Origin of the sequence: Mesorhizobium sp. B2-4-17 (genome assembly GCF_006441275.1) — a bacterium.
Lineage (GTDB): Bacteria > Pseudomonadota > Alphaproteobacteria > Rhizobiales > Rhizobiaceae > Mesorhizobium.
On record NZ_VFUX01000016.1, the window covers coordinates 128,392 to 142,211 of the forward strand.

13 protein-coding genes are annotated in these 13,820 nt (G+C 62.0%); 9 read left to right on the top strand and 4 right to left on the bottom strand.

Features of this window, described 5'->3' with window-relative positions; translation table 11 throughout:
- Positions 1 to 28 precede the first annotated feature (28 nt).
- From FJ548_RS14795 to FJ548_RS14810, 4 genes are all read left to right on the top strand, one after another.
- Positions 29 to 2,011, top strand: coding sequence for an FAD-dependent oxidoreductase (locus FJ548_RS14795; protein ID WP_140696096.1), 1,983 nt, complete (start codon positions 29 to 31; stop codon positions 2,009 to 2,011).
- 51 nt (positions 2,012 to 2,062) lie between these two features.
- Positions 2,063 to 3,172, top strand: a complete 1,110-nt coding sequence (locus tag FJ548_RS14800; protein ID WP_140613239.1) for a mandelate racemase/muconate lactonizing enzyme family protein — start codon at positions 2,063 to 2,065, stop codon at positions 3,170 to 3,172.
- 124 nt (positions 3,173 to 3,296) lie between these two features.
- On the top strand, positions 3,297 to 3,773 hold the full coding sequence (locus FJ548_RS14805; protein WP_140613238.1) for a DUF3828 domain-containing protein: 477 nt from the start codon (positions 3,297 to 3,299) through the stop codon (positions 3,771 to 3,773).
- Positions 3,774 to 3,777: 4 nt separating this feature from the next.
- Positions 3,778 to 4,377, top strand: a complete 600-nt coding sequence (locus FJ548_RS14810; protein WP_140613237.1) for a hypothetical protein — start codon at positions 3,778 to 3,780, stop codon at positions 4,375 to 4,377.
- A gap of 8 nt (positions 4,378 to 4,385) precedes the next feature.
- Here the strand turns inward: FJ548_RS14810 and queF are convergent, their stop codons facing one another.
- A complete protein-coding gene (gene queF, locus FJ548_RS14815) occupies positions 4,386 to 4,847 on the bottom strand; it encodes a preQ(1) synthase (RefSeq protein ID WP_140613236.1) in 462 nt (153 codons plus the stop codon).
- A 134-nt stretch (positions 4,848 to 4,981) separates the two neighbouring features.
- Here queF and FJ548_RS14820 point away from each other — a divergent pair, with 134 nt between their 5' ends.
- The gene (locus FJ548_RS14820) at positions 4,982 to 7,027 is read left to right on the top strand and encodes an NADH:flavin oxidoreductase (RefSeq protein ID WP_140778216.1); all 2,046 of its coding nucleotides are present in this window, start codon (positions 4,982 to 4,984) and stop codon (positions 7,025 to 7,027) included.
- Between the two features lie 281 nt (positions 7,028 to 7,308).
- On the opposite strand, the gene FJ548_RS14825 is transcribed toward FJ548_RS14820, so the two are convergent.
- Positions 7,309 to 7,716 (bottom strand): hypothetical protein, encoded by a 408-nt coding sequence (locus tag FJ548_RS14825; RefSeq protein WP_140778217.1) that lies wholly within the window; start codon positions 7,714 to 7,716, stop codon positions 7,309 to 7,311.
- A 230-nt stretch (positions 7,717 to 7,946) separates the two neighbouring features.
- Between FJ548_RS14825 and FJ548_RS14830 the strand changes: the two genes are divergently transcribed.
- Together FJ548_RS14830 and FJ548_RS14835 are read left to right on the top strand one after the other, a co-directional pair.
- On the top strand, positions 7,947 to 8,378 hold the full coding sequence (locus tag FJ548_RS14830) for a MarR family transcriptional regulator (RefSeq protein ID WP_140613233.1): 432 nt from the start codon (positions 7,947 to 7,949) through the stop codon (positions 8,376 to 8,378).
- Complete coding sequence (locus FJ548_RS14835) at positions 8,362 to 8,706, top strand: PIN domain-containing protein (RefSeq protein ID WP_140778224.1); 345 nt, start codon at positions 8,362 to 8,364, stop codon at positions 8,704 to 8,706. Before FJ548_RS14830 ends, FJ548_RS14835 begins: the two co-directional genes overlap by 17 nt.
- Positions 8,707 to 8,747: 41 nt before the next feature.
- Here FJ548_RS14835 and FJ548_RS30445 read toward each other — a convergent pair whose 3' ends face one another.
- Together FJ548_RS30445 and FJ548_RS14845 are read right to left on the bottom strand one after the other, a co-directional pair.
- Positions 8,748 to 8,918: a polysaccharide deacetylase family protein gene (locus tag FJ548_RS30445; RefSeq protein WP_246671639.1), complete on the bottom strand. Its 171-nt coding sequence runs from the start codon at positions 8,916 to 8,918 to the stop codon at positions 8,748 to 8,750.
- Between the two features lie 17 nt (positions 8,919 to 8,935).
- The gene (locus FJ548_RS14845; protein ID WP_140778218.1) at positions 8,936 to 11,008 is read right to left on the bottom strand and encodes an EAL domain-containing protein; all 2,073 of its coding nucleotides are present in this window, start codon (positions 11,006 to 11,008) and stop codon (positions 8,936 to 8,938) included.
- A gap of 308 nt (positions 11,009 to 11,316) precedes the next feature.
- Between FJ548_RS14845 and FJ548_RS14850 the strand changes: the two genes are divergently transcribed.
- Entirely contained in the window at positions 11,317 to 12,504 is a 1,188-nt protein-coding gene (locus tag FJ548_RS14850) for a glycine C-acetyltransferase (RefSeq protein WP_140613231.1), read from the top strand.
- A gap of 52 nt (positions 12,505 to 12,556) precedes the next feature.
- Entirely contained in the window at positions 12,557 to 13,591 is a 1,035-nt protein-coding gene (gene tdh, locus FJ548_RS14855) for an L-threonine 3-dehydrogenase (protein WP_140613230.1), read from the top strand.
- The last annotated feature ends 229 nt before the right edge of the window (positions 13,592 to 13,820 follow it).

Below are 13,820 nucleotides of genomic sequence, written 5' to 3' on the forward strand. Positions count from 1 at the left end.
CGATCGCGCGGCGCAGGAGAGAGAGCGTATGCCTGAGCGGGTCTTCAAGCGTCTGTTCGAGCCGGCAAAATTGCGTGGCAAAACGCTGCGCAACCGGATCGTGTTTGGAGCGCATACCGCCAATATGGCCGAAGAGGGGCTGCCGACCGAACGCCATATCGGCTACTACGCCGAACGCGCGATCGGCGGAGCCGGCATGATCGTGGTCGAGCCGATGCCTGTACATCAGGCTGCAGTGCTGACGCGCGGCAACTTTCGCCCCTCCGACGACAGCGTCGTCCCGCATTTTCGCAAAGTGACGGATGCAATCCGCGGCAATGGCGCCGTCGCCATCCAGCAGCTTTACCATGTCGGTCAACACGCGGACGCGGACAACTCGTTCCATGCCGGCTGGTCACCTTCAGGCTTACCGAGCTATCACGACTCCGACGGTTCGCATCGGATGTCCGAGCGCCAGATTGAAGAAACGATCGACGGTTTCGTACAGGCAGCGCGCCGTTGCCGCGACGCCGGCTTCGACGGCGTCGAGGTCTGGGCCGCGTACCATTCGATGCTGGACCAGTTCTGGACGCCCTGGTCGAACCGCCGGGACGACCGATGGGGCGGCAGCCTCCAAAATCGGACCCGGATGAGCCGCGAGGTGATGACGCGCATTCGCAAGGAATGCGGCGACGACTTCATCATCGGTCTTGCCATCAATGACGAACCGGAAGTCGAAGTGGCGCTGAAGCGCGAGGCATTGGCCGAGATAATCGACCTCCACGACCGTGACACCTTGATGGATTATGTTACCTGCGGGACGGGTTCCTACTTCGATTTCTACAAGATCATGCCGACCTTCCTATATCCGGAAAAGCTCGGCGCTGACCTTGCAGCGGTGCTCAAATCGACCGTGAGCCATGCGTTGATCACCGCCGAGAGCCACATCCGTACTCCTGAGAACGCCGAGAGCGTGCTGAGTGAAGGCCGCGCTGACCTTGTCTCCATCGTGCGCGGGCAGATCGCCGATCCGCATCTTGCCGCAAAGGCCGCAGCCGGACGGCACGAGGACATCCGCGGGTGCCTGTCCTGCAACCAGATGTGCTGGGGTCGACGCAGCCGCGACTATTGGATCAGCTGCGTAATCAATCCGTCGGCGGGGCGAGAGTGGGAATGGGGCGGCGACCGCTTCACCGCAGCCGTTCGGCCGAAACGCGTGTTTGTCGTTGGCGGCGGCCCGGCCGGCCTCGAAGCGGCGCGTGTGGCAGCCGAGCGCGGTCACCATGTCACGCTGGCCGAGGCGTCGGATCGCCTGGGCGGCCAATTTCGGCTTGCCGGCCTGCAGCCGCGCCGGGCGCAGATCCTGGACCTCATCGACTGGTACCAGCGCCAGCTCAGCCAGCTTCAGGTGGATGTGCGGTACGGTCAGTATGTAGAAGCGGAGGATATCGAACGCGAAGGCGCGGATCACGTCATTGTCGCGACCGGCTCCATGCCGCAGGACGGCGCTTTTCAGCGGGCACTGCCGCAGTGGGACGGGATTCCGGGTGGCGGCCCAGTTCTTTCTGCCGAAGCTGTGATGGCCAGAGAAGCAAGACCGGGAAAAAATGTGATCGTCCTGGACGATGGCGGCAACTGGAAAGGGTGTGGCACCGCCTGGAAGCTTGCCGAGGACGGGCACAATGTGACGATCGTCACGCCTGACGCCCTGGTTGGCAAGGAACTCCAGCGAATGGCCGCGGATGCGCCGCTGCGTCGGGCACTCGCCGGGCTGAAGGTCAAGTTCGTGACCGAGAGCGCCATCGTGCACTGGGATGGCAGAGTGGCGAGGGTCGCTTCGCTGCTCGACGGGACCGAGCAAGAGGTCGAGGCCGACGCATTGGTCTTCGCCGCCACCAGCATGGCGCAGGACAGCCTGTCCATCGAGCTCGAAAAGCGCGGGATTGCGCACACCTCTATCGGCGATTGTACCGCTTCCAGACAGGCCGCATTTGCCATTCATGACGGGCGCAAGGTGGCGCTTGGTCTTTGACGATCGCGAAAGGCGCCAGACCAGGCAAGCATGAACGGGGCTAATGTCTGAATGCGTATCCAGTCAATCAAAGTCTATCAGGTGCTTCTGCCCGTCAAAGGCGGTGCCTACCGGATGGCCAGCGATACCGTGCAGAATTTGGACAGCACGCTGGTTGAAGTGACGACAGAGGACGGACTGTCAGGCTGGGGCGAGACTTGCCCGATCGGCCCTGTTTATCAGCCGCAACACGCTCTTGGCGCGAGGGCGGCAATTGCCGAAATGGCGCCTGGACTCATCGGCGAGGACACAGCGTCCATGCGCCGCCTCGCCAAAAGAATGGACGAACGGCTGAACGGTCACAACTATGCCAAGGCGGCCGTGGATATCGCTCTCCTCGACCTCGCCGGCCAGCGGTTGCGCGTTCCGGTTTCAACCCTTCTTGGCGGTGCGCTCACCGATCGTGTGCCGTCTTACTATTCGACGATTGTCGGTGCTCCAGACGAGACCGCGCGTATTGCCGCCGACAAGGTCAAGGCCGGTTATCCACGGCTTCAGATCAAGATCGGCGGGCGGAATCTCGAACAGGACGTCGCCACGGTGCACAAAGTATGGGAGGCGGTTGGCTTCAAGGCCCGGATCGCCGTCGACGCCAATCGTGGCCTGACCGCTGCCGCGGCGCTGCACATCGATCGACTTTGCCAGGCAATTCCATTCGTGTTCGAACAGCCCTGCAATACCATGGAGGAAGTCGCGAGCCTCAAGGGACGCGTTACCCATCCGATCTATCTCGATGAGAACACCGAGGATTTAAATGCCGTGCTGCGGGCGGTTAGTTCAGGCATCGCGGATGGTTTCGGACTGAAAGTCACGCGCCTTGGCGGTCTCACCAAGATGGCCACGGTTCGCGACCTCTGTGCGATACGATCGCTTCCGCACAGCTGCGACGACGCCTGGGGCGGGGATATCATTGCCGCGGCATGCGTGCACCTTGCCGCTACCGTCGAGCCGAGACGTTTTGAGGGAGCCTGGATCGCGCAGGAGTACATCGAAGGACATACCGATCCCGTAAACCCGATCGTGATCGAGAACGGGCATATACGCGTCCCGCAGACGCCAGGGCTCGGCGTCAAGCCTGAGCGCACCCAACTCAACGCGCCGATCGCGGCTTTCGGAGACTGAGGATCGAATGATGTGATCCGTGCAAGCAGACGAGCCGCCCGAAGGCTTCATGAGCCGCAAAAAAGCCGATATGCACGATGCGTGATATTGATTGCTGTCCGCAGCCAAACATTCGGGGAAATCCATGAAACTGCTGCTCGCTGCTATCCTGTTGATTGCCGCACCCGCCGCCGCTTGGGCTGGTCCGGCGTCCGACGCCGTGAAGTTCTTCTATGTTCCGCAGGTCAAGTTCGAAGCCGACGCACAATACCGGGATCGCTTCACCGAGCCGGTGACGAAACTGTTCGATCTCAACGACCAGGCAACCAAGAAGAATCCGGACCAGGTCGCCTGCATCGACTTCGACCCAGGTCTGGATGCACAGGATTTCGACCAGAAGGCCATCTCAAAAACGCTGAAAGTGTCCGAGACGGTGGATGGCGACACGGCGCGGGTGGTGGCGAACTTCAGCCTCTTTTCGGAAGGAGACGATTCACAGCGCGAAATGCATTGGTCGCTGAAGAAGGTCGATGGCAAGTGGAAGGTATCGGACATCGCTTCGAAGACCAGCGACTGGACGCTGAGCCAGCTCGAATGCATGACGGGCCAAGATCAGGAGTGATGCGATGGCCCGTCGTCCGATCCTGGCACTGTCGGCGATCTGCCTGTTGGCGGCGAGTTTGAACGGCGCCGCTGCCCAGGGGTTGCTCGGCGCGCCGCCGGCAAACGCTCCGGCCGGGACCGCGCCAGGCGACAGCGGTTCGCCGCCGGCGAATGCGCCCGGCGGGGCCGTGGAGCCGGCAACACCGCCGGTTGCCGGCGGGCCTCCGGCTCCCATCCAGCCAGGGTCACCGACGGCGGTGGTGAGGCCGTTCTACGATCAGGTCGGCCTGGAGATCGATCCGTCGCAGCGCAGCCACTTCGTGGATCCGGCGAAAACGGTGCTCGACAAGAGCGATGGGTTGCGCAAATCCGGGCAGGGCGAGTGCCTTGACCCCAACATGGCGCTCGACAATGCGAACTATGACAAGGACGAGATCGATAAGAGCCTGAAGACACTCGAGGCGATCAATGGCGATCAGGCCAAGGTCATCGTCGCCTTCGTCGTCGCCGGCAACCCGCACCGCCTCGAATGGAAGCTCAAGAAGGTCGGCGGCGAATGGAAAATATCGGACCTTTTATCGGTGACCGGCGAATGGGCGCTCAGCCAATATCAATGCGAATGATGGTCGAACTAGCCGCGCCCGCGATAAGGGGCCACGCCGGTCTCCGGCAGCCAGGCGCCTTCCGGCGGAGCGCCGGTTTGCCAGAAGACGTCGATCGGGATGCCGCCACGCGGAAACCAGTAGCCGCCGATGCGCAGCCACAGCGGCTTGGTCGCCGCCGCGATGCGGCGGCCGATCATGACGGTGCAGTCTTCATGGAAGGCGCCATGGTTGCGAAACGAGGTCATGAACAGCTTCAGCGACTTCGATTCCACCAGAGCCGCATCGGGTGCGTAGTCGATGACGATATGGGCGAAATCCGGCTGCCCGGTGACCGGGCACAGCGAGGTGAATTCCGGGACCGTGAAGCGCACGATGGCGGGCGGTCCGTCACCGCGCGTAAACGGCACGGTCTCCAGGACCGCCTGTTCGGGGCTGTGTGGCGTCTCGACATGCGCGCCGAGCTGGGTGAGGGTTTTGGTATCGATCATGAGTGGCTCCTTGGTGTTGGCCGCTGGAAACTCCACGGCAGCGAACACGAAACAAAGGTCGAACAAGCCCCGCATCCAGTTGGCTGCGGCGCATTTGGGCGCTCATTAGCACAATTTGAAACGGCAGGAAGACGATGACCAGCAACGACCCGCTTCTCCAACCCTACCAGCTCAAACATCTGACGCTGAAGAACCGGGTGATGTCGACCAGCCACGAGCCGGCCTATTCCGAGGACGGCATGCCGAAAGAACGCTACCGGCTCTATCATGCCGAAAAGGCCAAGGGCGGCATGGCGCTGACCATGACCGCCGGCTCGGCCATCGTCTCGCGCGACAGCCCTGCCGCCTTCGGCAATCTGCATGTCTATGACGACCGCATCGTGCCGTGGCTCGCCGAACTCGCGGATGCCTGCCATGAACACGACTGCGTGGTGATGATCCAGATCACCCATCTCGGCCGCCGCACCGGCTGGAACAAGGCCGACTGGCTGCCGGTGCTCTCGGCCTCGCCGGTGCGCGAGCCCGCACACCGCTCCTTCCCCAAGACCATCGAGGACTGGGACATCGAGCGCATCGTTGCCGACTATGCGTCCGCCGCCCAGCGCTGCCAGGCCGCGGGTCTCGACGGCATAGAGTTCGAGTCCTACGGCCATCTTATGGATGGTTTCTGGTCGCCGGCCACCAATCACCGCGACGATGAGTTCGGCGGCTCGCTCGACAACCGGCTGCGCTTCACCGACATGGTGCTGGACGCGGTCCGGGCGGCGGTGGGCGACAAATTCGTCGTCGGCATCCGCATGGTCGCCGACGAGGATTTCGAGAAAGGCCTGTCCAAGGAGGAGGGCATCGAGATCGCCAGGCGGCTGGCCGGTTCGGGCAAGGTCGATTTCCTCAACATCATCCGCGGCTCGATCGAGACCGATGCCGCCTTGACGAAGGTCATCCCGGTGACCGGCATGCGGTCTTCGCCGCATCTCGATTTCGCCGGTGAGGTGAGGGCGGCGACAAAGTTCCCGACCTTCCACGCGGCGCGCATTTCCGATGTCGCTACGGCGCGCCACGCGATTGCCACCGGCAAGCTCGACATGGTCGGCATGACCCGAGCACATATCGCCGATCCGCACATCATCAGGAAGGTGATGGAAGGCCGCGAACATGAGATCCGCCCATGTGTGGGCGCCACCTATTGTCTCGACCGCATCTATGAGGGGGGCGAGGCGCTGTGCGTCCACAACGCGGCGACCGGCCGCGAGGCCGATATCCCGCACATCATCGTCAAGACAGATGGGCCGAGCAAGAAAGTCGTTGTCGTCGGCGCCGGTGCCGGCGGACTGGAGGTGGCGCGCGTAGCGGCCGAGCGCGGCCATCAAGTCACGGTCCTGGAGGCGTCGTCACAAGCGGGCGGCCAGGTGCGGCTGGCGACGCAGAATCCGCGCCGCAAGGAACTGATCGGCATCATCGACTGGCGCCTGGCTGAACTCGACCGGCTCGGCGTCGAAATCCGCTACGATACCTGGGCGGAGAAGGACGACGTTCTGGCGCTGGCGCCAGATGTGATCGTTATCGCCACCGGCGGCCTGCCCCAGAACCCACCGCTGACGGCGGGCGACAATCTCGTGACATCGAGCTGGGACATCATGGCCGGCAGCGTCAAGCCGGCCGAAAATGTGCTGCTCTATGACGACAATGGCGGCCATCAGGGCATGGGCGCGGCCGAACTGATCGCCAACAGCGGCTCGAGGCTGGAACTGGTTTCGCCGGAACGCTTCTTCGCGCCGGAAATGGGCGGCATGAACCACGTGCCGTATGTCAGGGCCTTCCAGGAAAGGGGTGTCACAGTCACCATCAACACGCGCCTGCGTTCAGTGCGACGCGAGGGCAATCAACTGGTCGCGGAACTCGCTTCGGATTTTGCCGATGGCTGGCGCGGGGAACGCAGGGTCGACCAAGTGGTGGTTGAGCACGGCACTGTGCCGCTCGATGACCTCTATCTCTCGCTGAAACCGCTCGCGAAGAACGGCGGCGCGGTCGACTACGAACGCCTGGTCAACGGCGGCGACATCTTTCCCGCACGCAATCCGCAAGGATCGTTTGTGCTGTTCCGTATCGGCGACGCCGTCGCCTCGCGCAACATCCATGCCGCCATCTATGACGGGATCCGTTTCGGCCTGCGGATCTGATCCGCGGCCCGCCTAGATCGGCATGTTGAACGGCCTTATGATCTGGATGCTGGATGCGCCCGGCGCGACCGATTTCGGCAACGCGCCCTGTGCCCGCATGATGTGGACGCAGGCCGTGCGCATATCTTGCCGGAGATCGTGATACAGCACGGCCGAGATGCGTCGGCGTTGGTGGCGCGCGGTCTGGCCTGCATACGAGAGCCCATCTATGCCGGCCTGGCCGCGCGCCCGCACGTCATTGGCTCATCGCCGGGCAACGTGCGATCTTTGTAAGCGTATGTTCAGATCATCCTGGCGGTCGCCATGCACAGCACGGTGACCACCAGCAGCCATGCGGCGATGCGTTCGCCCATCGCCATTCTGGCGCGCAATCGAGTTGCGATTTCCGCATTGGCGCCGGCAAGCTGCCTGCTGGGCGCTCTGACCATGGCGCCGAGCACGCCGGCGGCGGCGAATGCGGCCAGGATGCCGAGCGCCAACACCATTTCCATCGAGCCGAAATAGGCGCCGTGGAAAAAATACCACAGCAGCGCCCCGATCAGGAAGACCATGCCGGCCGCGCCCATCTGCGGCTGGATGAAGCGTTCCGCCTTGATCTCTGGATCGCGGGCAAGCGTGATGGTGGTGCCAGCCCAGAACACTCCCGCCATGACGTGAAGACCGATGACGACGATGTAGACATATTGCATGCCGGCTCTCCTCTCTCGCTTGCTGCGCCTAATAGTTAGATATCTAACTGTTAGATGTCAATGTATAATCGCGAACCTGTTCCCCATCCATGGGAAAACACCATCTAGAGCCGGATGCTCTCAGGTCGATCGACCTGAAATCTGAATGCGCCTCTAGATCAAAGAGATAGAGCATGACGTCGTCCGAAAACCGCTTCACACTTTTCGGCATCATGCTCTAGTGTCCGGCAATGACACCCTTTGAACGCCCGCCTGTCGGCATGAATCTCGGCCGCACAGCCAAGCTTGTTGCACAAGCCTTCGATGCCGCTTTGGTTGAAGCGGGCGGGACCTTGCCGGTCTGGCTGACGCTGCTGTCTGTCAAGTCGAGCAAGCAGGCCAACCAGCGCGAACTCGCCGACATGATCGGCATTCAGGGGGCGACACTGACCCATCATCTCAACGCGATGGAGACACAGGGCCTGCTGACCCGCCGCCGCGATCCCGTCAACCGTCGGGTTCATCTGGTCGAATTGACAGAGGCGGGTGAAACGCTGTTCGAGACGTTGCGGCAAGCAGCGCTCGTCTTCGACAAGCGGCTTCGCGCAGGGTTGTCCGACGAACGGCTGAAGGAGTTCGCGGACATGCTGGCGTTGTTGCGTGCCAATGTCGGCGGGATGTGACGACCGCATTGTTTCGGAACATCTATTCCTGTCCGTTGTCACGGCATCCGAAATCTCAGCCGGAATAGCCAAGGCCGAGCGCGAAGGAGCGACCACGAAAGCCGCTTTGCTCCGCGACTGGTGGCAGGCGATCGAGTGTCTTTATGGAGCGCGGATTCTTCCCTTTGATTTGCGCGCGGCGAATGCCGCCGGAGCGATTGTCGACCGTGCAAGGGCACATCGGCCAGGATACGAGGATATAGCGATCGCCGCGACGGCTGAGGTTCGTGGGCTGATGATATTGACGGAAAACGAGCGCCATTTTGCACCTCTGGGGTGCCAATGCTGAATCTGCTGAAGGTCCTTCCGCCGCCCCCCGCGGCCAATCCATCACTTTAATCGTAGCCAGCGATTGGCGCGCCGGACCAGCGCGCTGTTGGATGCACCGGCCTCAGGATGCATGCCGACCATGAACAGCGTTGCTGGAGCCTGCTCCACCTCCAGCACGTCGAGGATGTTGCTGGTGCCGTTCAGTGGCCCATCGCCGTGGCTGGTTTTCAAGGCGGGCCGGGCTCTACCTACGCCAGGCTGCCTTGCAGCACTGTCAGCCTGGCCTTCTTCGGCATGCGGGCCGTCAGCCATTCCAAAGCCTTGTCGTGCGGCATGGGGAAGGCGATCGAATAGCCCTGCACCTGATCGCAGCCGATCGCCATCAGCGAGTCGAGCTCGGCCTCGGTTTCGGCGCCCTCGGCGACGATCGAGATGCCGAGGCCGCGGGCAAGTTCTGTGATGGCGCGCACGATCTTGGAGTTGTCGCCGTTCTCATGGATGTTCTGGACAAAGCGGCGATCGATCTTGAGCCGATCGATCTCGTTGGGATTGACGTGGCTCAGCGAGGCATAGCCGGTGCCGAAATCATCGAGCTCCAGATGGACGCCGGCTGCCCTGATGTGACGAAGCTTGGCCGCGATGCCTGTCTTCTCATCGTCCAGGATGACGGACTCGACGATTTCCAGCGACAGTTTCTGTGGCGGCAATCCGGCCTTCTCCAGTGTCTCGAACAGGAACGTATCGAAATCGTGCTCGCGCAACTCGGTACCAGAGACATTGACGGCAAGCCGGCCGAAGGCAATCCCGGCACGGTTCCATTCGGCTGCCTCGCTGATCGCCTTGCTGATCACGATGCGACCGATCTCCGGCATGAAGCCGCATTTCTCGGCGACCGGAATGAATTCGCCCGGCGAGATCATGCCGCGCTTGGGATGGTTCCAGCGCACGAGGGCCTCGATGCCGCTGATGGTGCCGTTTGTCAGGGAAACCTGCGGCTGGAAATAAACCTGGAACGCTTTTTCCGAAATGGCGACCTTGATGTCATGCTCGAGCTGCTTGCGGTAGTCGAGCTCGCGACGCAGCTCCTCCGAGAAGAACGAGAAGTTGCCGCCGCCCATCTTCTTGGCTGAGTAGAGCGCCAGATCGGCATGGACGAGCAGGTCCTGGGCATTGTCGGCATCGATCGGATAGACGGCGATGCCGCCGCTGGCGCCAGGAAGAATGGTGGTGCCCTGGAAAATGATGGGCTCATTGATGTGCGCAAGGATACGCCGTGCCAGCATGTTGATATCTTCGGTGCTGCCGGCCCCATTGAGGATCATCACGAATTCGTCGCCACCGAGCCGCGCGCACAGATCCGACGCCCGGCAGGAATCGCGCATGCGCTGCGCCGTCACCACCAGGACGTAGTCGCCGGCGGCGTGGCCAAGCGTATCGTTAATCTGCTTGAAGCGGTCGAGGTCGAACTGGACTACGGCCAAGCGTTCGCGCCGGCGATGCGCGCCCTTGATCAGCGTGTCGAAATGGTCGGTCAGGAAGGTGCGGTTGTGCAGGCCGGTCAGGCCGTCGTGAACCGCGATGAAGGCCATCGAATTGCGCGCATCGACCAGTTCACGCGTCTTGCGCAGGATCGCGTTGGACATCGGCCTGAAGATGAACAGCGCGACCAGCAGGATGACGCCGAGGGTGGCGAAGAAGAGCGTGCGATGGAGGGCGAGCAGCTTTTCGGAGCGCTCGTCGGCATCGGCGCTGATACGCTGTCCGAGCGCGGCATAGCCCGACAGGGTGGCATTGGCGACCGAGGCATCCAGGTTGACGCGTTCGGCGCCGCCTTTGTAGCCGCCATTGTCGGGATGGTTGAGTTGCGATTCGAAGGCGGAGACCAGACGGTCGCCATTTGCGATCAGGCCAACCGAAAAATAGTCGAGATGGAAGGGCTTGGCGAAAAGCACGCTCTCGATCGATTTTGAATTGAGCTTGGCCGGCGATTCCGGCTTCGCCCCCGTCTGCTTGAGCAGCAGATCGTAGTTCGTCTCGAACTCTGCCGTAGCCTGCTTCAGAGCGCTGACCAGCGCCGGCTGCTTGTCGCGAGAGGCGGCGCCCGTTGCGCTGGCAAGAAAGACGATGCGCTGCGACAATGTTTTCTGCGTGCCGACGATGTCGAGCAAGGTGTGGTTGTGCTGCTGCGTGGCCATCGTCTGCTGCAGCAGGACGAAGGAGGCCGCCACCATGGCGGCAATGATCAGCAGCGCCAGCCAATAGCCGGCCTTGATCAGCAGGATGAGCTTGCCTGAAACGGTTTGCACCGGCTGCTGCGACATTTTCGGGGGCGGCCTCTCGCCAACGGATTCCTGTGTGAGCACCATTGAAGCGTAAACGTTAACAGGACTGGAAATCGACGGTCGGCCGGCAAGGGGCAAAGGGGTAAAGATCGCGAAATGGTTATCGGGTTCTTGCGCGGTCGGCCCGCATTTGAACATTCGTCGTCCCGTACGTCCCCGCATGATCATTTGAGCGATACCCGTGGCGTCTCAGCCGATGCTGCCCGGCCACCCGATCCGGTCGCTTTTACGATGGATTTTTTGCGCTGGGGGGACGACAGTCTGCCCACGTCAAACGAGGCCTGATCATGACCGCAGCATTTCTCTCCCATATCGACAGCGAGCTTGCAGGACTGAAATCCGCCGGCCTCTACAAGTCCGAGCGGGTGATTTCCTCGATGCAGTCGGCGCAGATCGAGGTCGGCGGCGAGAGAGTACTGAATTTCTGCGCCAACAATTATTTGGGCCTCGCCGACAGCGCTGATTTGCGAACGGCGGCCAAGCAGGCGCTCGACCGTTATGGCTACGGCATGGCGTCGGTGCGCTTCATTTGCGGCACGCAGGAGGAGCACAAGCAGCTCGAGGCGACGATTTCATCTTTCCTGGGCCTGGAAGACACCATTCTCTATGGCTCCTGCTTCGACGCCAATGGCGGCCTGTTCGAGACGCTGCTTGGTGAGGAAGACGCTGTTATCTCGGATGCGCTGAACCATGCCTCGATCATCGACGGTGTCAGGCTGTCGAAGGCTAAGCGCTTTCGCTACGCCAACAACGACATGGCCGACCTTGAAGCGCGGCTGAAGGAAGCGAAGGACTGCCGCTTTCGTCTGATTGCCACCGACGGTGTGTTTTCGATGGATGGCATCATCGCCAACCTCAAGGGGGTCCGCGATCTCGCCGACAAATATGATGCGATGGTGATGGTGGACGACAGCCATGCGGTCGGCTTCGTCGGCAGGAATGGCCGTGGCTCGGCCGAACATTGCGGTGTCGAGGGCAGGGTGGACATCATCACCGGCACGCTGGGCAAGGCGCTCGGCGGCGCGTCCGGCGGTTACACGTCGGGCAAAAGCCAGGTGGTCGACTGGCTGCGCCAGCGCTCGCGGCCCTATCTCTTTTCCAACACGTTGATGCCGGCGATCGCCGGCGCCTCGATCAAGGTGTTCGACCTGATCCGCCATGGCGATGCCTTGCGCGAGCGCCTATATGCCAATGCGGCGCGATTCAGGTCCGAAATGGGCAAGCTCGGCTTCACGTTGGCGGGAGCGGATCATCCGATCATACCGGTGATGCTGGGCGATGCGAACTTGGCGCAGGAGATGGCGGCACGCATGCTGAAACGCGGCATCTATGTCATCGGCTTTTCCTTTCCGGTGGTACCGAAGGGCCAGGCGCGCATCCGCACCCAGATGTCGGCGGCGCATTCCACCGCGGATATTGACCGCGCGGTGGCGGCGTTTGGCGCGGTCGGCAAGGAACTGGGCGTGATTTCCTGAACGGCCGGTACCGAAAAACGATTCCGGATCAAGAGATTCAAGGGACAAAAGCATGTCGAACATGATGAAGGCACTGGTGAAGGCCAAGGCCGAACCGGGCATCTGGATGGAAGAGGTGCCGGTGCCGGAGATCGGCCCCAACGATGTGCTGATCAAGGTGAAGAAGACCGCGATCTGCGGCACCGACGTCCACATCTACAATTGGGACCAGTGGGCGCAGAAAACGGTGCCGGTACCGATGGTGACCGGCCATGAATTCGTTGGCACCGTCGCTGATTTCGGTGCGGCGGTCACCGAATACAAGGTCGGCCAGCGCGTTTCGGGCGAGGGGCACATCGTCTGCGGCCATTGCCGCAACTGTCGCGCCGGGCGAGGGCATCTCTGCCGCAACACGCTCGGCGTTGGCGTCAACCGGCCGGGCGCTTTCGGCGAGTATCTGGCGATCCCGCTGCACAATGTGGTACCGATCCCCGATGACGTGCCGGACGAGGTCGCGGCGATTTTTGATCCCCTCGGCAATGCCGTCCACACCGCATTGTCTTTCGATCTGGTCGGCGAGGATGTGCTGGTCACCGGCGCCGGGCCGATCGGCATCATGGGCGCGTTGGTGGCGCAATGCGTGGGCGCCAGGAAAGTCGTCATCACCGACATCAACCCGGTGCGGTTGGCCTTGGCGAAAAAGCTCGGCGTCCAGCACGTCGTCGATGCCTCCAAGGAAAAGCTGCGCGACGTCATGCCGGCGCTCGGCATGACGGAGGGGTTTGACGTCGGCCTTGAGATGTCGGGTGCCGCACCCGCCTTCCGCGACATGATCGACACCATGAACAATGGCGGCAAGATCGCCATCCTCGGCATCGCGCCGACCGGCTTCGAGATCGACTGGAACAAGGTCATCTTCAAGATGCTGCACCTGAAAGGCATTTACGGGCGCGAAATGTTCGAGACCTGGTACAAGATGATCGCGCTGGTGCAGGGGCCGCTGGATGTGTCGGGGTTGATCACGCACCGGATCGGCATCGACGATTATCAGGCTGGGTTCGATGCGATGCGCAGCGGCAGCTCGGGCAAGGTGGTGATGGATTGGTGAGGGGCGTTGATAGAGACGTAGAGTTCCTTCGCCCCCTCTGTCCTGCCGGACATCTCCCCGAAAGACCTGTGTGGGCGAAGAGCGCCACCCTATCCTATCCTTCGTCATTCTAGGGCGGAGCAAGGAGCGAAGCGACGCCCGCAGACCCTAGTTGTTTGATCCCGAGCTTTAATGGTGCGATATTTTCTTCCGACTGGAAGGATGCGTTATGGGACAAGTTCTGCACGGC

Bases quoted from the DNA above. Each gene is read 5' to 3' on its own strand.
- FJ548_RS14795 (WP_140696096.1), top strand. From the start codon at position 29: ATGCCTGAGCGGGTCTTCAAGCGTCTGTTCGAGCCGGCAAAATTGCGT.
- FJ548_RS14800 (WP_140613239.1), top strand. From the start codon at position 2,063: ATGCGTATCCAGTCAATCAAAGTCTATCAGGTGCTTCTGCCCGTCAAA.
- FJ548_RS14805 (WP_140613238.1), top strand. From the start codon at position 3,297: ATGAAACTGCTGCTCGCTGCTATCCTGTTGATTGCCGCACCCGCCGCC.
- FJ548_RS14810 (WP_140613237.1), top strand. From the start codon at position 3,778: ATGGCCCGTCGTCCGATCCTGGCACTGTCGGCGATCTGCCTGTTGGCG.
- queF (WP_140613236.1), bottom strand. From the start codon at position 4,847: ATGATCGATACCAAAACCCTCACCCAGCTCGGCGCGCATGTCGAGACG.
- FJ548_RS14820 (WP_140778216.1), top strand. From the start codon at position 4,982: ATGACCAGCAACGACCCGCTTCTCCAACCCTACCAGCTCAAACATCTG.
- FJ548_RS14825 (WP_140778217.1), bottom strand. From the start codon at position 7,716: ATGCAATATGTCTACATCGTCGTCATCGGTCTTCACGTCATGGCGGGA.
- FJ548_RS14830 (WP_140613233.1), top strand. From the start codon at position 7,947: ATGACACCCTTTGAACGCCCGCCTGTCGGCATGAATCTCGGCCGCACA.
- FJ548_RS14835 (WP_140778224.1), top strand. From the start codon at position 8,362: ATGTCGGCGGGATGTGACGACCGCATTGTTTCGGAACATCTATTCCTG.
- FJ548_RS14845 (WP_140778218.1), bottom strand. From the start codon at position 11,008: ATGTCGCAGCAGCCGGTGCAAACCGTTTCAGGCAAGCTCATCCTGCTG.
- FJ548_RS14850 (WP_140613231.1), top strand. From the start codon at position 11,317: ATGACCGCAGCATTTCTCTCCCATATCGACAGCGAGCTTGCAGGACTG.
- tdh (WP_140613230.1), top strand. From the start codon at position 12,557: ATGTCGAACATGATGAAGGCACTGGTGAAGGCCAAGGCCGAACCGGGC.